Annotated in this window: 12 protein-coding genes and 1 pseudogene; 3 read left to right on the forward strand and 10 right to left on the reverse strand. The window is 57.9% G+C overall.

The annotated features are described in order from the left end of the window. The first annotated feature begins 266 nt into the window (after window positions 1–266). The gene (locus ADE01S_RS04100; protein ID WP_075873232.1) at window positions 267–1,187 is read left to right on the forward strand and encodes a glycoside hydrolase family 75 protein; all 921 of its coding nucleotides are present in this window, start codon (window positions 267–269) and stop codon (window positions 1,185–1,187) included. A gap of 258 nt (window positions 1,188–1,445) precedes the next feature. Here ADE01S_RS04100 and ADE01S_RS04105 read toward each other — a convergent pair whose 3' ends face one another. The 9 genes from ADE01S_RS04105 to ADE01S_RS31095 form a co-directional block, all read right to left on the reverse strand. Beyond that, on the reverse strand, window positions 1,446–2,201 hold the full coding sequence (locus ADE01S_RS04105; protein ID WP_062680188.1) for a methyltransferase domain-containing protein: 756 nt from the start codon (window positions 2,199–2,201) through the stop codon (window positions 1,446–1,448). 720 nt (window positions 2,202–2,921) lie between these two features. Next, entirely contained in the window at window positions 2,922–3,077 is a 156-nt protein-coding gene (locus ADE01S_RS31475; protein WP_156494247.1) for a hypothetical protein, read from the reverse strand. 284 nt (window positions 3,078–3,361) lie between these two features. Beyond that, window positions 3,362–5,626 (reverse strand): DEAD/DEAH box helicase, encoded by a 2,265-nt coding sequence (locus ADE01S_RS04110; RefSeq protein ID WP_062680189.1) that lies wholly within the window; start codon window positions 5,624–5,626, stop codon window positions 3,362–3,364. Between the two features lie 18 nt (window positions 5,627–5,644). Next, window positions 5,645–6,949 carry an ATP-binding protein gene (locus tag ADE01S_RS04115; protein ID WP_062680190.1) on the reverse strand — a complete coding sequence of 435 codons (1,305 nt, stop codon included), beginning with the start codon at window positions 6,947–6,949 and terminating at the stop codon, window positions 5,645–5,647. Continuing rightward, entirely contained in the window at window positions 6,946–9,279 is a 2,334-nt protein-coding gene (locus ADE01S_RS04120; protein WP_242663381.1) for a tellurite resistance TerB family protein, read from the reverse strand. The genes ADE01S_RS04115 and ADE01S_RS04120 overlap by 4 nt, the downstream gene beginning before the upstream one ends. Window positions 9,280–10,307: 1,028 nt before the next feature. Further along, window positions 10,308–10,727 carry a hypothetical protein gene (locus ADE01S_RS04125; protein WP_062680192.1) on the reverse strand — a complete coding sequence of 140 codons (420 nt, stop codon included), beginning with the start codon at window positions 10,725–10,727 and terminating at the stop codon, window positions 10,308–10,310. Window positions 10,728–10,773: 46 nt separating this feature from the next. Then, window positions 10,774–11,718, reverse strand: coding sequence for a nucleotidyl transferase AbiEii/AbiGii toxin family protein (locus tag ADE01S_RS04130; protein WP_062680193.1), 945 nt, complete (start codon window positions 11,716–11,718; stop codon window positions 10,774–10,776). Then, a complete protein-coding gene (locus ADE01S_RS04135) occupies window positions 11,711–12,322 on the reverse strand; it encodes a hypothetical protein (protein ID WP_062680194.1) in 612 nt (203 codons plus the stop codon). Before ADE01S_RS04135 ends, ADE01S_RS04130 begins: the two co-directional genes overlap by 8 nt. Before the next feature lie 617 nt (window positions 12,323–12,939). Beyond that, a complete protein-coding gene (locus ADE01S_RS31095) occupies window positions 12,940–16,917 on the reverse strand; it encodes a reverse transcriptase domain-containing protein (protein ID WP_075873231.1) in 3,978 nt (1,325 codons plus the stop codon). 652 nt (window positions 16,918–17,569) lie between these two features. Here ADE01S_RS31095 and ADE01S_RS04145 point away from each other — a divergent pair. Continuing rightward, window positions 17,570–19,459 carry an SIR2 family protein gene (locus ADE01S_RS04145; RefSeq protein WP_242663380.1) on the forward strand — a complete coding sequence of 630 codons (1,890 nt, stop codon included), beginning with the start codon at window positions 17,570–17,572 and terminating at the stop codon, window positions 19,457–19,459. A 221-nt stretch (window positions 19,460–19,680) separates the two neighbouring features. Then, on the forward strand, window positions 19,681–20,910 hold the full coding sequence (locus ADE01S_RS04150; RefSeq protein ID WP_242663379.1) for an argonaute/piwi family protein: 1,230 nt from the start codon (window positions 19,681–19,683) through the stop codon (window positions 20,908–20,910). Window positions 20,911–21,192: 282 nt separating this feature from the next. Here the strand turns inward: ADE01S_RS04150 and ADE01S_RS04155 are convergent. Then, window positions 21,193–22,442, reverse strand: a pseudogene (locus ADE01S_RS04155) (tyrosine-type recombinase/integrase). Window positions 22,443–22,906 lie beyond the last annotated feature (464 nt).

A 22,906-nucleotide genomic window follows, 5' to 3' on the forward strand; every position in this document is an offset into this window, starting at 1 on the left:
GGCAACAGTGGAATGATTATCGTCAGGGGAATCTGATATATCAACGCGCCTGCCGGGCGGCCGTCACCTTTTTCGCCATGGCTTTGCGCTTGCAAGAGGGCCCGATACCCTCGAAACTGGATGTCCGCACGATCGCGGGCGATCGCGATTATTCCGAAACGCCTTCCAGCGTGCATCCAAAGCGTGTAACAGGCTCTTCTTCTAAGACTTCGTCGCCAAACCGGAGGTGGAAAATGGGAAGGGATATTGGTTCTCGGGCGGCCCGCATGCTGACTTTCGCCGCCACACTGGGATTTTCCAATCTGCTGGGTCTTCCGGCAGCGCATGCGAAGGATTGCGCTGGGGCTGAACTCAGGAATGTCGGAGGCGTGGCGCGCGCATGGAAGCTGGCGGATGGAGGTATCGCCGCCTACTCCAAGATGAATATCAACATCGACGGCTACGCGCGGGCCTACCACCCCCAAAACGCAAGCGCTGGCGCCCTGCTGCACTTGTGCAACGCCGGACGGCCCTATGCGCCCGATGGCACCTCGTACAACGCTTCAAAAGACAATCCGACTTGCACGGGGCGCTTCATGGACGACTACGCTCGCATCGGCGCGGCCGGTTGGAAGGACACCTCCGTCGGCGTCATCAGGTGGTTTGGCGTTTTGGGGCGAGACCAAGTCCAGCTCAATGGCGTGACTATCAAGTCCGTCGTCCCCGTCCTCCAGAAAGACGGCTCCGGTTTTTACGTATCGCCCACCGCGCTAGCGGATAGCACCATCGTCGACGCGGCGGACCAATCAAGATACCTCAATCCGCTGCGCGTGCCCGCCGCCGTCGTTCCGGATTCAGTCATGGCCCAGGGCGTGAAAATGGGAAGCTTCGGCGTTGCCTACAACAAAGACACGCGCATTGCGGTGCCATTTGTGGTTGGCGACGCCGGGCCGGCAATAGGCGAAGGCAGCGTCGCGCTGGCGAGACTCGCGGCAGGCCTGGCCATCAAGGACCCCATCCAGCGCAGCGAACGGTACAAAGGCCAGGTCGACGCCAAAAACGTGCTCTGGATCTACTTCAAAGACGCGCCGGCTCCATATGACAGCACCAAGGAGGCCGCTACCGTCCAGAAGGCTAAGGATGCCTTCCAAGCATGGGGCGGCGAGGCGCGCCTGGCGCTCTGTGTGCAGCAGGTGCCGCGGAACTAGAAGGTGGGCGCTATTGGACGGCAGGGGCAAAACGGTTCCGCCAAATTGCCCGTAGCGACGTTGGAGGCTCGGCAGGATCGCAAGTTCCATGACGGGCAGCCGATATTGCCATAGGTCAAGAGTCAGACTACCTTCCCCCCCCTTCGCCACGTCCGCCATGCTGGCGTCGCCCATGGAAATCTTCAAACTATCCGCGAAATCCGGGTTAGTCCGATACCCCGCCGCCTTCCCGGAGGAAAAGATCACATTGCTACGCTCTTAAGGGCGCCGCGCTTCAAAGCTGATGATTTGGTCGCCCTTTTGTGGGGAGCGTCCGTGCTGGTAGCTGCCTGACGCAACCACATCAATGAAACCAGCAGCGCGCAAAGCGAGGATGAACTCCTCGACACCCCACCAACGCAGCTTGAATAGGTCAAGTTCCGTCGCCACCAAGTTCCCATCCCGCCAATGCTCATAGCGGAGATGGGAAAGTGTCGTCTGAGCTATGTAATCGGTTTCAACCCGATGATCCGTCAGCGTCAACAGATCACCCTTCTCCGTCACCCAACTACGAATAGAACCGGAGGGGCCAAAAAAACCTTCGATCGAGTCGAGGTCTACGATCAGTCTCCCATTGGGAACCAAGTATTGATAAAACCGTTTCAACACTGCCGCTGCTAGCGTTACATCCGTAATCAATTGCAGTGATCCTGCCGGGATGATTATGGCGGCAAAGCTCTTGTCGTAAGAGAACCCTTCAAATGTCTGCCGTGTCAGGTTCGCAGAAATATTCCGCCTTCGACACTCATCCTGGCAATAATCAAGCATCTCTTCTGATGCATCGAAACCTTCGATAGGAAAGCCGGCTTCGAGCAACGGCACAAAAATTCGACCGTTACCTACGGCAGGCTCCAAAATTGGACCTTCACACTCACTGAGAAGCTGCCGGTAGTACTCCAAATCCCCGAATGACCGACCGACTGGCTTATCGAGGTTGTAGACCCAGGATGCAAGCTTTCCATACCGATTTTCCATTTCATTCCTAATCAATAACGATGAATAGGCTGTCGATCTGATTCATCATAGGTCGCATAATCGTCTGGCCCAGCGCTGCGACATTGTCGCGCAACATATCCATCTACAGCGGGATGCTTGGTGCGGCCTCCCGGTGCGCCAATAAAAAAGGCGCCGAAGCGCCTTTCTCATTCACCGCGTGACAAACTGCGGGATCACTCCCACTCGATTGTCAATAGGGCCGTGGAGAGCGTTGTGTGGCAAGGGTTTCGGGTTGGGGTGGGGAGCTTGATACCGTCAGGGATACCGGCCGACTGGTCTCGCTGGGGTGGCCCTGCCAGAGCGGTTTCATGTAGGCCCATGGTAGCCCATTGAACTGTAGAGCCCCTTCGCGACCTTGCAATTGTCCTGATGGGTCACTTCCAACAGGGAAATCGTACTCCGAAAGCCAGAGCCCAACGGTACCAGCGACGACTTTCACCACTGTTCTGACGGTATCAGAAATAGCCTCTTCGGAGGAGTTTACGGTATCGGAATCGGGAGGGTGCCCGTGCTTTGACGGTATCGGCTCCTGAAGCGCCCCAAGTCCCGCTCACCCGATACCGTCAAGTCAGTACCAGGCCGTCCCATGGCGTGCCGCCAAAGCCCATCGACTGCGCTAGAAAACCAGACCCCGGTGACTTGGACAGCTAACCTAACTCATCGCGAACTGGTCCCGTCAGCCTATTCAGGTCCACCGTATCACTTGCCGCTATCGCCCTCTCCTCGCGATCGCTTCATATCCAGGTAACCTTGATTGGCCTGCGGATCATCCGCTGCATTGGCCACATCGAGTTCCTGGCCAGCGTCACCACCACGACCGTCCAAACCGGGCAAGGCCACCAGTTGCTCGAGCAAGGTACGCTTGGCCGGTGCGTCTCCCAACAGTGGGCGTAAGTACGCATCGAGAGGCTGGTCATTAGGTCTGAGCAGTTCCTAAGTCAACGCCTCCAGATAGTCAGCCTTGCGACTGCCGGTCCAGTTGATGGAGATGCTTGCCCGGTGGCATAGCTCGGAATGAACCAAGAGCATAGTGCGCCCATTGCAGTCGAGGTGAAAACGGCCGGTAAACCGGCCGAAAAACTGCGCAATGCCTCTTGCCAGCTTGTACGCAGCGATATGGCGCCCTAACCAAACGACTGCTACGCTGCACTAGCCGCTCCATCCTCATCCACCCGATTCAACGGTGACTCACGGCTATGGAATGCGTAATTACCAGGAAGTGCCCTTGCCCAAGAGAGAGCCTCTTCAAGGTTCAGGTACAGACTTGCATACGCCTTGCGTAGGAGTCCATCGGGCAAAGCCCAATCCCACTTCTCGCGCTGCAGGTTGCGGACGTCGACCAGAAGCATGTCGAGCGGCGGAGGCTCATCCACCGCCGCATCGATAAGGGCATCGACGATGCTCTCGATACCCGAAGCCCCCTTGACGACTTCGATGCCCGGGCCGGCCGCATTGGCCGAATAGCCTCGCCGGCGGAGCAGGCAAGCCAGCGCTTCGTTGGCGGCATCCCCAAGCCAGGTCAGAAGTACCACTTCCCGCCCTTGGTCCACGACGCAGCCGTTCGCCAGGTTTCGCTCAGCGTAGTTCGCCCTGCCCTCGGCTAGGAACCGCCTGGCCACTTCATCCAAAAACGGCGGCACCTCGGAGGACTCGAACAATTGGCGCATTCGCTGGTGAACGCGCGTGTGCGTGCGCCCTGTTCCTCCCGAAAACAACGGCGGCACCCCGCCACCAGAGCGGACGACGAATATGTTTTTTTGCTCCTCGTCGATGTCTTCCACCAGCCAGGTCCTGCCAGCAAACAGGATACGCTGACCCACGCTGAGCATCTGCGATACCGGCAAGGTGCCGAGCGTTTTCCCGCCGCAGACGATGCGGAACTCCTCGTCAGCGGCAAACGCGGCATAGAAGGTGTAGTGGTTGACGAACTTCTCGCCGACACGGCCATGCAGCAGGAGACCGCTGGACTCCTGCATAAGCAGTTCTTTCTGGCCGAGATGGCGAACGAGTTCCACAAACTCACCTTTGTCTAGCCCCGTGAAAAGGGTCTCGGAAGCACAGAACATCGCGTGGAGTTGTCCGATGGACGCTCCGCCGTTCTGTGCCACATAGGACAGTATCTGCTGAACCAGCGTCGACAGGTGAACGCCATGCGCCATGGGTGGTTCGAACCAGCCATCCAGGAGCAGCGAGATCATCGCCGTCACCTTCACCGTCTCCAGCCGGAGTTCGTCGGCGAGCGACGGCTTCCCGCCAAGCGCGTTCTCCACGCTGTAGCCCCGCAAAATGGCCGGATCTCCCTTGCGGCGACCCGACCGCCCCAGGCGCTGTCGCAAGCTGGCTACCGACGGTGGCGGGCCGATCTGGGCCACGCTCTTGACGGCGCCAATGTCGATGCCCAACTCCAGCGTGTTGGTACAGATGGCCGTCGCGGGGAATTCCTTTTGTTTCAGGGCCGCCTCGGTCTCCGAGCGGATCTCCTTCGACAGACTGCCGTGGTGCGGCCAGAACTCATTGGGCACCTTCTCTTGCGCGCACAGTTTGTTGAGAAGGTGCGTGTAGCGTTCGACCTCACGGCGCGAGTTCGGGAAGACCAGATTGTTCGTGCCGCGCAAGCCCTGGAACAGATGCAGGGCAATCTTGGCCGGGGTGACAGATTCCGGCTCCTCGTCGCCATCCTCATTGCGCACGGCCAGAGGCTCCTCGTAGCCTTTGACCAGGATTCTCAGTTCACTGTGGGAGGACTTCGACCCCACCAATGCGACCGAGCCTCCTTGCCCCGGGCGCAGGAAATCGGCAGCCAGGCGCATGTCACCCAAGGTCGCGGAAAGGCCTACACGCGCTACCTGTCGACCGATGACCCGCTCGATGCGATGCATCAGGGATTGAAGCTGTTTGCCGCGTTCCGATCCGATGAAGGCGTGAAGCTCGTCGACGACAAAGAACTTCAGCCGGTCGAACACCGCACCGATCGACGTACCTCGATGGCACAACGTTGCCTCCAGGGACTCCGGCGTGATCAGTAAGACCCCTTGCCGCTTCGCCAGGAAGCGTGCCTTGGCCGAAGAAGAGATGTCGCCATGCCAGGGCCACACCGGAATTTCCAGTTGCTCGCACAGCCGGTCGAGGCGACCGAACTGGTCATTGATGAGCGCCTTGAGCGGGCTGATGTAGACGATGAGCCCCTGCGACTCCGCCTGAAGCAGGTTTGTCAGCGCCGGCAGAAATGCCGCTTCCGTCTTGCCGGCGGCCGTGGCGGCGGCCACGATGACGTCACGGTCCGCTTTGACGATCAGCGGAATGGCCGCCTCCTGGGCATCTCTCAGCGACTCCCAGCCTTCGGCCCATAGGAAACGCTGGATACGCTCGTCTAGCAGGAAGAAGGAAGCGCTGTCGCCGGACATGTGTTCAAACGCGGACCATCACATCTTGAACGAGGCGAACTCATCGCCGTCGTCCGCCTCGACCTGCTGATCAGTCACGCCGCCGTTGTCCGCGGCAACCTCTATTCCGCCCAGCAAGTCCTGCCATGCCGCACCAGGGTTCTGATCGAGCACAGCGAGCATGTTGATGAAGGCCGTGATGGTCGTGCGCGGCGTTCGGAAGTAGGTGTCCCCGATGCGTTTGGAGCAGTGCTCCATGAAGCTGAAGATGCCTTTATCCGGAACGAGAAACTTGTCGGCGTCGCCGAAGGCGTAGACGGAGCGAATTTTCTGCAGCAGGACGTAGAAGTCCTCGGGCGTGAGACTCGACAGCCGGACCACCGGTCCGCTGTAGTCGACCAAGCCATCCGAGGCGAAGGTGTTCTGCGCAAGACGACTCTGCAACGCGGGATAACTGTAGAGCCCACGCCGGGTGTCCAGCAGAAACTCCGGCGTCCCGCCGAGCACAAACCCGAGGCCCACGGCTGTGCCTTGCAGCGAGTCGTTGAGGATACGCAGGATCTGTTCGTAGTTCGCATTGCGGGCCTGCGTGTTGGCCAGCTTGTAGAGATTGACCAGTTCATCCAGGCCAACTAGCAGGCCAGAAAAGCCGGCCAAGCGCACGAAGCGCGCCATGAGCTTGAGTTGGTCATAGACCTCGGAATCATCGACGATGCTCCGCACGCCGAGAGCCTGCCTGGCATCGGTCTTGGTTGCGAATTCCCCCCGCAGCCAGCGGATGCCATCGGACTTGAGCTTCTCGTTGCCCTCCTCATAGCCACGACAGTAGGCAGCAATGACGTCCGCGAAGTCGTAGCCGTTCACCAGTTCGGTCAGTTGGTCGAGCTTCTGGCGCAAGACCGCCTCGGTCGATTGGCTGGATGCCTTGGCCTCCGTCTTGGCCGTGGCGATGAACTTCTCGACGATGCCCGCAAGCGCGCCCCCATCCGGCTTGGTTCGGGTCGACAGGTTGCGCATGAGTTCGGCATAGAGCGAACGGGCCTGTCCGCCACTGGCGTGAAGACGCCGGTCCGGGTTCAGATCGGCCGTCGCCACCACGAGCTTCTTCTCCAGGGCCACGGCACGCACCAGATTCAGGAAGAAGGTCTTGCCAGCACCGTACTCGCCGATGACGACACGGAATGCCGAGCCCCCATCGGCAATGCGGGCGATGTCGGCTACCAGTGTCTCGATTTCCCGGGCACGGCCGACTTGGATCAGGTGCTGACCGCTGCGGGGCACGACACCCGCACGTAACGATTGGATGACCGCGTCGCGGTCTCTGGGGCGGATCGGTGCGTTCATGCTTCCAGCTTCTCCAGGAGTTCAGGGTTCACCGTCACGACATCCTCGCCCTCTGTGAACGGTATGTCGTGCAGGTCGAAGGCCGCCTCGTTGAGGGCTTCGATGGCTCCATCGACCATCAGGTCCAGGTCGGCAGCGGCGTCGCCGAGCTCGTCCTTTGTCCATTCCGGCCGCGACAGCAGCAGGCGCGCGAGCGCGCTGTGCGCCTCGTCCAGGCCGAGCAGTCCTGGTGATGTCGCCTCGGTATTGCCTTCAGGCTCGGGTTCGACAAGCACCGGCTCGGGCAGATTTTCTTCCTTGAAGATTTCCGACAACAGCGCCGATACGGCTTCGGTATCCTTCTGGAGGGCAGCAATACGTGCGGGATCGAGCTTGAGCCCGGTCTCCTCGACTTTCGCGACGGCCGTCGCCGTTGGCTTTGCTCCTGCCGCCACGGCATGCACGTCGGAAAACACCTTCTTGGGCTCGACGCCGAGGGCTTTATAGACCCTCTCCAGCATCTTCACTTCTATCGGTGAAACATCTCCATCGGACTGCGCAACCGTGGCCATAAAGGCAGCAATGGTCTCTTTGGCGTCAGCGTCTAGTGGCTCCAGCTTCTTTCTGAGCGCGGTCAGTGATGCCGGCGTCGTCATCAGCAGACGCAGGTGCGCCAGAAGTCTGCAGACATGGTTCGGCGTGAGGTGAGCCCAAGACTGCACCTGTGCCCGGAGATGCGCCATTTCCTGAACACTGAATTCGCCATCGGCAGCAGCGACGGCCGATGCCAGATCCAGGGTCAGCACAGCGGCCTGATAAGCCGGCGTCGAGCGGCTGGCCGCCTCGCCCGGCGGAACGGCGAACAGCACAACCGTCTCGTCCGGCTTGGGCAGCCTGGCTCCACCCAGGACATCGGGCTCGATACCGATGCTCAAGGATTCGAGCGCTCGCGCCAACGCCAGCGTCCGGTCCCGCGTCAGCGTCGTCTTCGCATCCAGACTGCCCAGCAGTTCCTGGAACGACATGGCGATCATCCCTTCGCCCATACGTGCCTTCAGATCATGCAAGGCCTTCTGGGCACCTTCGGGCCACAGCGTGGCAGGCAATTGCAGCAGCCCCTCCAGCGCATGCCTGCCATCCGGATTCCGCCCCACATAGCGGCTGAACGGCTCCAGTTCCTTCGTGGCCGCCTCGACAACCTGGCGCAGCTTGTTGATGGGCGCGGTCAGCACGGTGACGTCCGGCGTATTCCCAAACGACAGGGTCAGGTCCGTGTACCCGCGAAAGCCGGCAGAGGCGGGGCGATGAACCAGCTTGATCTTGGTTTTGTTTCTCGGAAGGGCCAAGCCCTGCCCGAATATCTCGTGGTACTTCGACACAAACAGCTTGTCGAACTCTTCGGGACAACGCGTTGCAGGCGTTCGCAGGTAATTGGTCGGATCCAGCTTAGCCCAGGCCAGTGCCAGTTGCGCCGGCACCGGCACGCCATCGACCGCCGCCTGGCCAAGGGCGACACGGATGTAGAGAGGCAGTTCGTAGGTCTTGGGAAAACTCGGAATAGGCTTGAGATAGGCCTTCTCGGGGTGCTCGGCCAGAGAGACCCAATCCAGCAGCGAGCCCGCGTAGCTTCGGAATGAGCCCGACTTGTCGCCATAGATGTCCAGCAACCGGCGCAGTTCCGCGGCAATCACAGGCCAGTCGGCCTTGGCTGCGTCGTCCTTCGAGGCATCCAGAATGGCGCGGCGCTCCAACCCGTAGAAGAAGATGAAGACGTACCCAACATCGGCCTCGGGATCCTGCCTGCCGCCTGCCAGCCAGTTCAGATAGGCGCGCCGGGCGGAAGGTGAAATCTCCGAGTAGCTCGGCCAGTAGCCCATCTGCCGCTCTGTGTAATCGCCACTGGATGCGACAGATTTCGACGGATCGATGAGGCATGGATCATTACCACCCGTGGGGGTGGGCAGCGACGTGCCGACATAGATGAGGCCACCGGGAATCGAGACGCCCCCGAGCTCAACCGCCTCTCCGGCAGGAACCCAGGCTCCGAGGCCGAAGCGCTTGGGCGCGGCCGGGATGCGAAACGACGGTGTGGCAGGTGCTGGGCTGGCCGCAACCGCTACAGGCTGCTCATCGTCATGGAGTCGGCTGGACACGCGCGAACTGACCGCCGGGCTCGGCGCAACCGGCGCGCGACTCTCGGGACAAGGAACAGCGCGAGCAGGACGAGCGGTCTCCTGAGCACCGCCTTTGGACTTGAGATAGAGATAGATGCCAACGCCGATGGCGGCGAGCACGCCGACCCCGATCCAGATCTCGCGCGGAATAGCAGCCAACAGCACCAGCAGTCCCACGACGACTGCAACAATGCCCCCACCCACTCCTGATTTCTTTCGCCTCGCCATGCTTTGCCCCCTCCTACCACCGCAAACTATTAGTTACGAATATTGTGCACCGCAACCAGAAACACCCAACGTCTTTACTCGCATTTGGGAAGAAGTGCAATCTTAATGTGAGCGTAATCGACGAACACCTTGGACAAGAACGTGCCAACTGCCTCGCAATCCGCATGAAACCTAGCTTTTCGCGGAATTTTTACCGTCAGATCATCTACCTGGCGAGACGGTAAATAATCTGATTAAAAGCGAGGTAGACTGATACCGTCATTGACACCATCAAAACCTTGTCCTTCGTTAAGAAGGCAAGACAAAAATTCCCATAAAAAATCAAAGACTTACACCCAAATCCCAGTTCATTCACAAACTGGGATTGATTCGCAAATCATTGATTTAAAAAGGGTTTTTAAACCCCTCGCTCCCCGGAATTTGCTGACCTATAGTGCGCAAATCATGGATTCCTCAAACTCCTATCAATATAGCTAATTATCAAACCGAGTTGGTAGTCAAGGCCAACCAAACCGACGCTGACCTAGTGCAGTGGATAAATGATGCCTTGGCGGACGTGGACGACCGGGCCGAATGAGGCGCGGCGACTTCGTTACCATCACTCCGCAATGGCGATGTCAGAAGACCCTACTGGCACTTCTACTGCACCGCGAGAACTAGAAACTGAAGCAGTTCGAACACGTCATAAAAACTCTTAACCATCCGTTTAGGGAAAAGGTTACTCCGCCGAGCCACCCGCAAACGACTCCAGATAAGTGGTGACCGCCTCGGTCCTCCCCTCCTGGACGAGTGAATTGGCCGTCTTACCGCAAAAGGCACGCAACGGCTAATTGCACAAGAGGAACGCTGCTCGCTTCTCGTCGCCAGTCAGTTCGATTGTCATGGCCAGTACCTGAGCCATCTCCCATAGGTGCTTCTGCAATTGTGGCGTCTGCGGTCCCGCACCAATGGAGTCCACCGACGGTGTTCCGCAGGATTTAGCCGTGCACGACACCTTGCATCTCATCCTTCGCGGCTGCGATAACCTGCTCAGGCTCTGACGCTAATGTGTCTTGAGGACGTCTCCCGCCGAAAAAGCTGTTGGCCGAAAGGAACCAGTAGGCCAGGCCCCAGCCATCCCTGGCATCTCCAAAGACCTCCAGTACGGTCTCCAGCCCCTTAAAAGGCTGCCACCCTGCCCCAGCATCCAAACCATAGCCAGGGAAATAATCGACACCATCGCGGCGAATCGTAAAAATCCGCCGTTCTCGTACCCATTGCCCAAATAGCTCACTCAGGCGGGCTTGATTCGATTCAATACGTTCGGCAATCTCGGCTACGGTCAACCAATCCGCGTTGTCCAGCACGGCTTTTCGTGATCGCTCCAGCATTGCTGCTTCTTTGAATTGGTTCTGCATGAAGAGGTTGGTTGCATGCCGTTGCTGGGAAGAACTGATCAACAGCTCACATCACGTCGATGTGCTCATGTATTCGGGCCACCAGCGCATCGAAATCTGGCTGGCCCTGGTAATACAGCGCTTGCGTCTTGCGGTACTCCAACGCGAAGCGCTCGCGTTGTGCAGCGTCAGCAAGGACAAATGCCTGGTTTCGTGCAATCACCCGCTCGTCGCCACTACGAAAGCGCTGCGCCTTACGCTCCTGGTAGGCCGGTTTCCGCATGAATACCTGCACCTCCTCCAAACCCAGAAGGCAGTACACGTCATAGTAGTGCCGAAGGAAATTGCCCGGAAACGCCTCCGACTCACCCAAGCGACGGTACTTGGTGGAAATTGTCTGAAGCTTCTCGACGAAAGTGTACGTCGGCGCATAGCAAGGTACCGCTACTGCACGGTTGTCGAACACGTCTACGCCGCGATCTCTGGCAACATCGAAAGCCCATGACGAGATCGTGACAGCTCGATTGGGTGCCGTGTCGTCAAACCCAAGCTCCAACAAAATTCCATCTTTGACGCCTGCCAATGCCGATACGCGCGGCGTGTATATCAAGCGAATGCCGGCGCTACGCATCTTGTCGTCGTCAAATTGCGTGTCGCGCTCAACGTTGCCGATGCCTGGGATACGGATACGCGCCGCCAGTTCGTCGTAATACGCACGGCGCGAAAGGACGTGCGCTGGCTTGTCTTGATTGCGCCCCGTCTTCACATCCATGTCGGCGGGCGGCTCGATGCGAATGTCGATGTCTTCAGAAAAACGGTGGATGACACCAAAGCCCTTCGAGAGCGACGTCCCTCCCTTTAGTTCGAACTGGAAGCCCTGTGCCTGCAAACCCCACAGGCAATGCATGATCCAGTAGTCCTTCTCGACCAACATAGGATCAAGCCCTCGTTCGTCAGCGACAAGAGCAAGCAACTGATCAAAGTCCTTCCGCGCGTGCAGGAAATCAGGCACTCATCCACTCCCGCAGGCGCTTGCGCGTCGCCACATTGCCAAAACTGTCGGCAGCCCGCTGCAGCCGGACTGAGTCGAACGAGGACAGCTTGCTGCGCGCTTGGCGCAAAACGGCATCACGATCCTCGGCCAACTCTTCAAGGTTGTTTAGCAGATCGACATACAGAAACTCGGGGGTCAGCTTCTTCGGGAAGCGCGGCTTCATTCGGAAATCGAACTGCCGGTTGCCAAGTTGGAAAACACCATGGCGCTTGTGGTTGTAGACCAGCGTGCGGTTATAGAGCTGAGTGGTACCAAGACCCACGGCGTTGTAGGCCGAGGGTGAAAACACCAAAAAGTCCTTGTCACGAAGAAAGCCCCCCACCACTTGGTCATCAGTTGGTGGCAGCGGGCCAAAGCTGGACTGCTTCGGCGCGTGGTAGAGGCCCTGAGCAAGTTTTTTCAGCTTTCCTGTGGCTACCAGCTCACGGAGATGCCTATCCACTGCGGTGGACAGACGTGCCAGGTCCTCGCGACGATAGACACGACCGGCCTGCAACTCATCCGCAAGATGAGCTGCGGCCCCTCGGAGGGGCTCAACGGCAGATAGAGCAGCTTCAGTCATGTCTAATTTCTCATTGAATTTTCATGCATTTTATCGCATTCTGCCGACTATGTCAGACCCAAGGGAGTGCCCAAGGGGTCACCGCCAATCCCTCGCAGCGTCCTTTGGTCGTACCTGTTGGAAGAAGTCTTTAGCTCATGACAATCATCATGTGTATGCTTGATGAACTCAATAGCCCTACTCGTCTGTATACTTGCTCTCGCGCATCACGCTTCCTCTCGGTTGCGCAAATTCTCTATTGTCTTGGTACGGATGGCAGATTGTTGGGCACAGCAAAGCGATGCCTGCTCAAAGCTGATCTGAGTCATTCACTGTCCAGTGCCTAAGCGGCAGCAACCACCAATATCCGTCGTTGAAGGCCACCAGTCCTTAACGGCCGCCTCTCCCTCAGAACCGGCCGCTCGATTGCACGGCTCGCCGCGTACCAAGTCGGATGACTGCATCTACGCGCCGCGGCAGGCTCATCGCGACCCAAAGCGGAATTCCTTAGCAATGACGAAGGCGAAACACTAACGCTCGACGAATTGGCATTATGAATTGCCCCGAGGCGGTTCAGACTTCCTTAAACAACATATCGGCACAGGACTTCTGCGTCCTGTGACTTGACTCTTCTGGCATCAGTTATCGGGGCGTCCCTTATATCCAGCCGGCGGAGTCTTTAAAACCTTCGGAGCCTTGGTTGCCGATGTGGACTTGAAGAGAGACGGGTCGACCTCAAACACGCTAACCGCAACTTGCTGATTTCCATGCACATGTGCAATGAGGCGCTCGTGCTTGGGTAGAGGCACCTGTGCTGTCGAACCGCCGAACTCGCCCGAGTTGGCAAGGACCACCGGCTGATACATGTGAAAGTGCAGCGCCGCCACCATGTTGTCGAACGTCTGAACATCCTGATTCAATGCTGCGACCAAGAACATGTCCGACCTGTCGCGAAGGTCGGCGACGAGATCGAGGTCTGTGGCGTCGTAGCAAATGGCCGCCGCGATGCGGGTGCGTGACTTGGCACCAATTGGCAATTCAACCAGGGTTACATGTGGCCGATGCCCCCTCACGCCCATCCTCACTTCATCCTTCATCGGATGCTGCTTGCCCTGCCAGGCGTATTGAAAAGCCCGGCCATGCGCCGAGGACTCGGTTCGAATCAACCATAGGCCTTGATTAACAGTGCCACCCGCTTTGTGCGAGTGGAGAAACGTTAAGCCAGTGAAGATGTTAGCTCGCACCTTGTCTGAAAGTCGTCTTAACAGGAAGACATGTTCCGGATGTACGGCCAGCTCAGGGAACAAGATGACATCGACCATCGGACCATCAGTCTTGTCGGACGCTATCGCAGAACTTGCCGACGCCCAAGTCTTGAGTTTCTGATGGGCCAATCTGCAAACCTCGGCCAAGTGGCGACGATGCCCGGCCAAAGTCCCCGGTGTCCAGTGCGTCGGGTCCTTGTCATTAAATTCCTCTCGCCACGGGCGCATCGGTTGAATGATAGCCACGCGTAGTGGCCGATCCTGTAAGGGCTCATGGTCATCAACAGGCACCACATACATCGGCGTCTTACTTCGACGGCCAAACAGCCCGCGTTGCACCACGATGCGCTCCTGAACAAGCACGAGTAGTTCGGCAGCGGTCCGGACATCGCCCGCTGCCAACGCGGCATTAGCGCGGAACTCAACTCCAGGCCATTGCAAGAGAGTTGAAAGCAGGCTGGAAAGCCACGGCGACACCGGTCCTGGCTCGTTCAAAAGCCCACGTCCGGAATTCAAAAGACCGAATCGGCGTTTGAACCAGGTGCTGCGTAGCCCACTGTATCGGCCTACATCTTCAGTGACAAGATAACGACGGCTCGTGAAGTCAAACTCTCCGGTAAGAGCCGAGCGCAGGATGCGACCCAGCCCGTAGAGCCAGGCTTTTTCAGGCACCACCCATGGTGGGCTGGCATACAAGGGGTTTGTCGCATCGTCTCCCTCAATTGACTCTACATGTAGGAAGCCTGGCTGCTCAGGCAGTTCCGGTAGTTTTGACCAATCCTCGCATCGAAGCACAATATCAGCAGCGCTCTTCCCTGCGGACAATTTCTCCTCTGCGTCGGGGTGGCGAAGCAACGCATCAGCGAGCATGAGCAGAGCGTTTTCCTGATCGAAAAGGTTATTCGATTCACTGATGATTTGCAGAAGTGGCAGGGTGCTCTTCAACTTGGCCGGGTGTCTACGCGAACTATTCGAGCGCTTATTGGCTTGAACCAGAGCGGGCGGAACAAACTGGCGCCAGTTCGATGCCCGTCGCCCGTTCAGCGCTGCCATCAGCAAGTCTGGGCGGCTTAGTGCCACGGAGCGCACAACTGCCTCTCGGATCCCCTCGTCATCTGTACACCGGAGCCCTTCTGATAACCACACGCCGAAGCGTCGTGCATTCGGCTGCAATTGCTGCGCGACGATAGCTAGGGGTATAGCTTCCTTCAGTGCTTCACCCTGCATGGGCTCAAACAGCGCCGCACGTTGCAATGCTGCGTACATCTGCACCTCGGCGGCAACTTCGACCATTGCAGCGAGCGAAGAGTCACCAATGGAAGCCAGATAGAGGCGAGCCTGTTGGCGCAGGTACCAAGGCGACGACGTTCGTTCGGTCAAAACGCGGCGTGCGATTCCGCCAAGGTCCTCACGGAAGCCTTGAATATCCACGCCGTCCGGATACTCCTCCGGGTCACGGAAGCCAGTCTCCACTGCACCAGCTCGCAAGAGGTCGGCCAGTATGTACTCCGCCACACGCACCTGCCTGCGTTTGCCTGTGTCCAAGTCCGCAGCTACGTCGAACAACTTAATGCTAAGCGCTTCGATCACAGGACTCAGTAGGCGAGGGTGTGGAAACAGATCCAGGCCACACCGCAGCAGTAAGACAAGCGCGGGGTTCTCGGCCCAGCATTTGATGAGCTTACGTGCTGTTGACTCGAATTCATGCGACAGAACTACGCCCTGTGTCACCTGGTCGTTAGTAGTCTCACCCGAGCCCACAGGACTTTCGAGATCCGTCATCGCTAGCCGGTGCCGCATTAGTTGGGCAATGCGTGTCGCGACAAACCGCTTCACGGTATCGTCTCGCACGTCAGTGTTGGGCACAGCGACCGTCGCCAACGACAATCGTGATGGCTTTGGGTCGGCAACGCTTTCAATCTGCTCTGACACCCACAGTAGTCCCTCAAGGCCGCCTGCCGCCTGCGCCAGAGATTCCAGGTCGAAGGTACCACTCAACTCTGCGTTGAGCATCTCCATTAGGCCCGATGCATGGCTTTGAGCTGAAATCGCCCGGTATGAGGTGGTCACGCATTTTTCCAACGACAACTCGAGCACTCTCTGTGCACCAATGCGGTGGCAATGCTCTTTCAGGACCAAGGTTACATGACGTTTTACATGCTCCAATACCGCTGCTTGGCCAAGCCCGCCAGGCACACTCTTAGCCTCAACAACGAGGCGCATATCATCGACATACCGACAGTAGTCCAGTAGTTTGACTTCGTCGCCAACCATGGCACCGTCAGCTACAGACTTCTGCATTTCACGATCGAATCGAACCAGATAGGCATTCGCTAGGAATCCCGAAGCAACCAGTCCTTGAGGCAACCCAAGCTCAAGATCTTGATGCTCTCCACCGCGGATTAGCTCAGCTTCTTGCTGATCTTCGGAACGCCACCGCCAGGAGAAAATTCTTGCGACGCGCTCCCAGAACACCGTGTCAGCTGCCGCTGAGTCAGGCAGTTTTTGTTCCATCCGATGTTCGTCCTCCAGTATCTTCAATTCCGCGATCAAAGCGTTTTTGTCGATATGGTCAAAGAACGACTTGATGTCCAGAGACACCACAAACAGCTCCTGCCGTGGCCGCAAGTGAGGGGCCAGTTCTGCACAGATTCGACGGGAGCGAGAGAGGAACGCCCGATAATCCTGGAAATATTGGCGATATGTTCTGCTGTTGCCCCATGAAAATTGAGCTCGGGGTCGAACACCAGTATTGACGGCCCATGTGCAGTGCAGGCGGTTTCCGTAGCTCACCACACCGCTTGCACGCATTGCCACTAAATCATTGTTTGTCGTATCGCCTTGTGCGGACTCCACAGCCTCCGCCAAGCACATCATCACCGTCGTCGCCAAAGTCTGATCACGAATGGACAGATGGGACAGCGGTCGCAACTTCAGACGCGGCAGATCTTGTCGTAGCTGTTCGCCAGGCGCTTCTGACTGATATGATTCGGTAGGTATCCAGTCCTCAAATGTCGGCTCGGAACCCAGGTCATCGAGGTCAAGGTCCAACAACTGGTCGAACGAGGTAATGATTGGTGCCGGGCGAAACCCCCAGCGCGCGTTCTTGGGTGCGGGAACGAGTAACAGGTCCTTCGGTCGGAAATCGACATGGCAGACCTCCGCCGCCCAACGTATCAGTTGGTTCTCTAGGTCGATGGTCGAAGCATCTAGTTCCAGAACATCGGCGTACCAGTTGTGCCGGCGGACGTAAGTGTGCGACTTTTTCCAGGCCTGTGCGAGCACAACTACATCACAAAGTTTCTCACCCCTCGGCGGAAGGCCTTGATACTCTTCTTTGACGATAGACACCCAACTCCCCTTCGTTCTTGTTGCGTTCGATTCTCTGGGCTAGCGCTCAGATCAAGGCAAACTCCTATAGTTTAGAGGAGAGCTGTCGCTTGAAGAACAGTATTCATTTGCCGAGCCGGACGACAACTCCAGTACGACTCCAGCCTTTAAGGTCAGCCATAAATCGAGACCAGCCTTCACCGGACGCTGGAGCAAACCAAATGAACTGCCGCTTTTGGCCGGAAGGGTATACGCCTGCAACTGACGGGCAGTGTCTGCAGTTCACCTGATACCCGTGCTGAGCCATCACCAGCGTCAATGCTCAGATGGCCGTTATGGGGCTTGAACGATGGGCCGCGATGCGGCTACGAGCAGCGGCAATCGCTGCAAAGTCACCACTAGGGGCGAGGCCGTTCTAGGTTGCAAACTGGATCCGGCCACCGGCAGGCCTGATTGGGCACATCGCTTTAACGTGTGAAGGGGAATGACCTGGCCCATGACGCGTCATCTGGTTAGATGAAACATGCAGTCTAGGTATTCAGTTGCGCGATGTTTTCCCCAGTTGTATACGATAGGTGATTAAAAGCGGCGTTATCTAAGCTATATTGGAAGCTCTTCAAATCAGCAAGCCGCATAGCGGAAGGTGCAGTCTCATTCCAAAAAAAGGGGCGTTGTGACGCAGTCGTTTCCGAGCATTTCAGCCGCGCAGTTCTCCACTGCTCTTGCCTTGCGGCCCAACCTCGTAGCCTGGTTCCTTGGTGCCGGAGCCTCCGCCGCCTCCGGAATTCCCACCGGCTACGACATGATCCGGAACTTCAAAGCAGAAATCTTCTGCCGAGAAAACAACCTATCCCCTAGAGAAATAGACACAGGTGACCAAGTCTGGCTTGAGCGGATCGACCGCTTCTTTCGCCAGACATCCATCCTCCCCCCGGATGGCGATCCAAACGAATACGCTGCAGCCTTCGAAGCGGTGTACCCCCAGCCACGGCACCGCCGCCAGTACATCGACGACGCTATCTCCAAGGGCACACCATGTTTTGGACATCGCGTGCTTGGCAGCCTGATTGCGGCACAGAAGGTCGACTGCGTATTCACAACCAACTTTGACCCGCTGGTTGAGGACGCTGCGGGTGCTGCGAACAACCTATTGTCTGTTGAGGCGCGCGCACGACCGACAGTTGCTGGCATTGACTCCGGTGAACGGGCGTTGCGATGCCTGAGGGAATCGGATTGGCCGCTTGTTGCCAAATTGCATGGTGACTACCAGTCCGTTTCCATCAAGATCACTGGGACTGAGCTTGAAAAGCAAGATGACAGCATGAGACACGTCTTGGTCGAGGCCAGCCAGCGCTTTGGCATGGTGTTCGTCGGGTACAGCGGCCGCGACTCATCCGTGATGGAGGCCTTGGCTTCGGTGCTTCGGGAGCCAGATGCGTTTCCCAATGGCTTGTACTGGGTGACTTCTTCTACTTCGAAGCTGCTGCCTGCGGTCACGCAATTCCTGGAAGCTGCGCACATCGCCGGCGTGGACGTCGCTGTCGTTGAATGCAAGACCTTCGATGAGCTTGCTGCGGATGTCATCAAGCGGCTAGAACTACCAAAGCTCCTCATGGATCATGTCATGCAGGCGCATCCAGAGCCACGCCTAGTTCCTGTGGTGCTTCCAGAGACAACCGCACTGCAATTTCCTGTGCTCAGGTACTCCGCTGTCCTGATCGAATCCATACCAAAAACTGCTCGGCGAATCGCCCTTACCCAAGCCACCACAACTCCGGTGGTGCGCGGCCTTCTCAGGGCCCATGGATGCAAGGCGGTCGTGGCCGCGAACGGTCACGAGCTCGCTGTGTTCGGACGCGACGAGGAGGTAATAGCGATACTAGGCCCTGATGGTGCAAAGCTTGATGGAACTATCGCCCTCGACCCCACCCGAGACAGTTGGGCGCTGGGCCTTCTTTACGATGCGTTGGTCAAGGCGCTATCGCGATACCGCCCACTCATCCCTCGTTACAAGAGGGCCGGTCACTCGTTGATCGTGGCGACGCAAAGGGAGGGGGATGACCCGGAGCGCGTCCGTCGGCAAGAGCAAGATCTCGCTCAACTGCGGTTCGCTTATGGGGGGCCTGTCACAGGCACCGTTCAGAAGCTTGGTTTCCCTTTTCAAGAGGGCATTTTCCTGAAGCTTGAGCAAATCGAGGGGCGCTGGTGGTGCGGCTTCGAGCCTTACACGTTTGTTGACATTCCGCGAGATCCTGGGGTGGATAAAGGCATGTATGGCGAGACCGCCGCTGCAGAGCGTGATGCGCTGGGCCGATTCTTCGACGCGAGAGGAGGCGACCCCGCAGGTGATTGGCGTAGAGAACGCTGGGCACAGAAGTACAACAAAAACTGGGCGTCCATCATCGATGCGTGGACCAAACTACTGACCACCACTAGAGATGGTTCAGTCCGTGCCTTTAATCTTGGAGACGGCGAGGGTGTAGACGCTACCTTTGCACTCTCTACGTTTACGGGCTGGAGTCGGCCGGCCCACCAGCACGACTACTTTGACAGGACCAAGTAATGGCAAGCCGCGCTCAAGCATCCCAACTCCCGCCATTTACCCTCTTGGATGAGCCGTTGCTCTCCTTTTCGCCATCCGACCCTCAGCAGCAGCACGTACACCCCCTTCGGGGTTTGGCAAAATTCGGGCCTTACTCTAAGGGCTCCTTCAGCGGCTACACCTCGGAAGTACGGATCGCGACCATTGGTCCTGAAAGCGCCTTCCGTCGCCGCGGCGAGTTGATGGCATCGCTGCGCAATTTGCATCGCCCAATTGACCGCACCGAGTACGTTCCTGACTACCCAGGCTTTGAGCCGCTCTTTGGGGTGAGGTTGGCGTCGGCGCCGGCAGCGCAGCACATCAAATGGCCGGACGTGGTCAGCCAGTTACCGGGCGCGGGAGACCTGCAGTCTCGGCTGGTTCAGGCGATGGAGTCGGCGTTGCGGCAACTCGACACCGCGCGCAACGAATTCGACGTCGCCTTGATCCACTTCCCGGACTCCTGGGCGCAGGCGACACGCACGAAGACCTTTGACGCGCATGATGTACTCAAGGCGCTGGGCGCGAAGTACAACATCCCGACTCAGGTGCTGAACGACCGGGCCTTCACTTTTCCCTACAAGGCTCAGCTTGCTTGGCGCCTTGGCATTGCACTGTACGTCAAGGCATCGGGCACGCCTTGGAAGCTAGTGCCTCTTAAGGGCGTTCCAAACGACACTGCATACATAGGACTTGCATACGCGCTGAGGGGTGACCAGCGAGAGGCTCACTATGTGACCTGTTGCTCGCAGGTCTTCGACATGGACGGTGGCGGCATGCAGTTCGTGGCGTTTGAAGCACGCGATCCCGTTGTAGACCTTGCCGAGGCTCGCAGGAATCCGTTTCTGAGCCGTGATGACATGCGTGCCGTCATAGCTCGAAGCTTGGGTCTCTACCAAGGCAGGAACGGTGGACAGTTGCCCAAACGGCTGGTGATCCACAAGACCACGGCCTTTAAAGAGCAGGAGATTGAAGGGGCCTTCGATGCCTTGGCCGGCGTGCCTGAAATCGAGTGCATCGAGGTAGGGGCGGCCTCATGCTGGAGAGGTGTCTGGCTAATTAAATCAGGACAGAGAAACGCACCCACCAAGCCGTCTGGGTACCCAGTGCCTCGAGGTACTATGGTCATTCGCTCGGGGAATTCAGCGCTCGTTTGGGTGGCTGGAAATGCCCCGCAAGCTTCTCCCAAAGGCGATTACTACCAGGGCGGTAAAAGCATCCCGAAGCCGCTACAACTGATTCGACATGCCGGCAGTGGGCCACTAGAGCTGATCGCCCATGAAGCATTGGCCATGACGAAGATGGACTGGAACAACGATGCTTTGTACGACCCCGTGCCTGTGAGTATCCGGTACTCTCAGAGGCTGGCACGGACCATTGCCAACGTGCCGGAGTTGCCTGGCAATGTCTATCCCTACCGACTTTTCATGTAAAAAAAGCGGCGAGAAGTAGACGATATGGGCTGCTGGAAGCAGCCTCTAGCCAGGTCTGAGTTGGGTCGAAACCGGCAGTACGGGTGATGGGAAAGCGACCGATGGCGTACACACGTTGAGTCACGGAAGCCTTGTGACCGCAGTACACCGGACAAGCGTTGTTGGCAACCAGATCCGGCATCGGAACTGAACAGCCGTTTTTGGCATGCAGCGGGAGTGCGCTTGGCCGCACCCCTCGTCAGCAACCGCTGCAGAGCAAACACTCCGCTTAGGACTGAGTCATCAAGTACCGTTACCTCCCATAACAACCGCCAGTGAATACACCACCGGCGCATACCTCTCTCCAACTCCCCAAGTATCAACCATATTCGCCCACTCCTGCAACATATGCCGCCGCGGCTCCGCATACTCCGCTTTGTTATAAATCGACCGTGAAGACCGGCCACTTTCGTGCGCCAGACACTTCTCGACCCAATCCCCATTGAAACCAGCCTCATTAAGCAACGTAGACCCCGTTCGCCTCAAATCATGGACGGTGAATGACTCCAACGGCACCCCCGCAGCCTTCGCCTGCGCTGAAATCAGCTGCGTCACGCGATTCAGCGTCGCTTTGGACATACACCGATCCGCGCTGTAGCGCGATGGCAATACGTACCTAGACCCAGCGGAATACGTGCGCAGCGCGATCATGATGTCGAGCGCCTGTGACGATAGATACACGTTGTGCGCCCTCCTCCCCTTCATGCGAGCTTTCGGGATGGTGCATACCGCCGCCTCGAAATCGACTTCATCCCAGGTTGCCTCGATCAATTCGCTCTTGCGTACCAAGGTCAGCAGGATCAGCCGCAACGCGAGCCGGATCGCCGGATGGGTCGGGGCAAGCTCCAGCTGCCGGCACATCAGCTGAATTTCGTCAGGAGATAGCGCTCGATCTTTCGGTGCACATGTAGCAATAGACGCTGCGTTGACATCATCGGCGGGATTGCTCACCTTCTCTCCATGAAGGTGAGCGTAGCCGTAGATCAGCTTGATGATTTCACGGATGTTGAGCGCCACCGTGGGAGCCCCTCGCCCCTTTACGCGCAGGCATAGCGCACGCAAATCCTCCGCTTGCACCTCGCTCAAAAGGCGCTTCTTAAGATCGGTAGGATGTCTCGATCCAGCACGCTCTTGCGCATTGCCCGAGTCGTAGGGGCCATAGTCGCTCCGTAGAGCCAATTAGCAGCGTGATCACCGAAGGTCTTGAGCTCCGGCCCACGGGCTTTCTCGCGCTGTTTCTGGATGCCTGGGGAAATCCCATCGCGCACCAACCGCTTGGCGGCTGACAGTTTGTCCCGTGCAGCGGCGAGCGAGATGCCGCCGAAGCCATAGCGGCCGAGGGTCAGCGTTTCGCGCCGGCCGTTGATGCCGTAGTCGTACCGGAAGGAGATGGACCCTGTCGGGGAGATGGCCACGTACATCCCATCTCGGTCAGCGACTTTGTAAAGGGTCGCGCGAGGTTTGAGGTTCCGCAGGGCGAAGTCTGTAAGCATGTTGGTTTCCTGAATCGAGACGGCCGGTTGCCGTCATCAATCGTGAAACCTACAGATTTCCGCTCCACCCTGAGTGACTGGCCACTTGACCCATGGTCGCATTCTGTCTCATGCGGTCCCAGGCTCCAGCTGCCTACATTCACCACATGCAAACGGCCGGTAAACCGGCCGAAAAACTGCGCAATGCCTCTTGCCTGCTTGTACGCAGCGACATGGCGCCCTAATCTATCCAAAACCAAGGAAACAACGACGACCGGCAAGAGACGAATGCCGTCACCAGCCACAAGACGTACACCTGCCCGCCAACCCGCATGAAACCTGACTTTTTTGAGCGCGGCATACCGTGTCGCACGGTATCGGCAGACGGTATGGCGGTTAGCCTAGATTGGGCCTAGGCTGAGCGCGCTATTTCTACCGTCGCCAATACCGTCGAGTTCAGTGCTTGGCAACCATCGACTTCGAGA

Origin of the sequence: Achromobacter denitrificans NBRC 15125, from assembly GCF_001571365.1 — a bacterium.
Taxonomy (GTDB): Bacteria; Pseudomonadota; Gammaproteobacteria; order Burkholderiales; family Burkholderiaceae_B; genus Achromobacter; species Achromobacter denitrificans.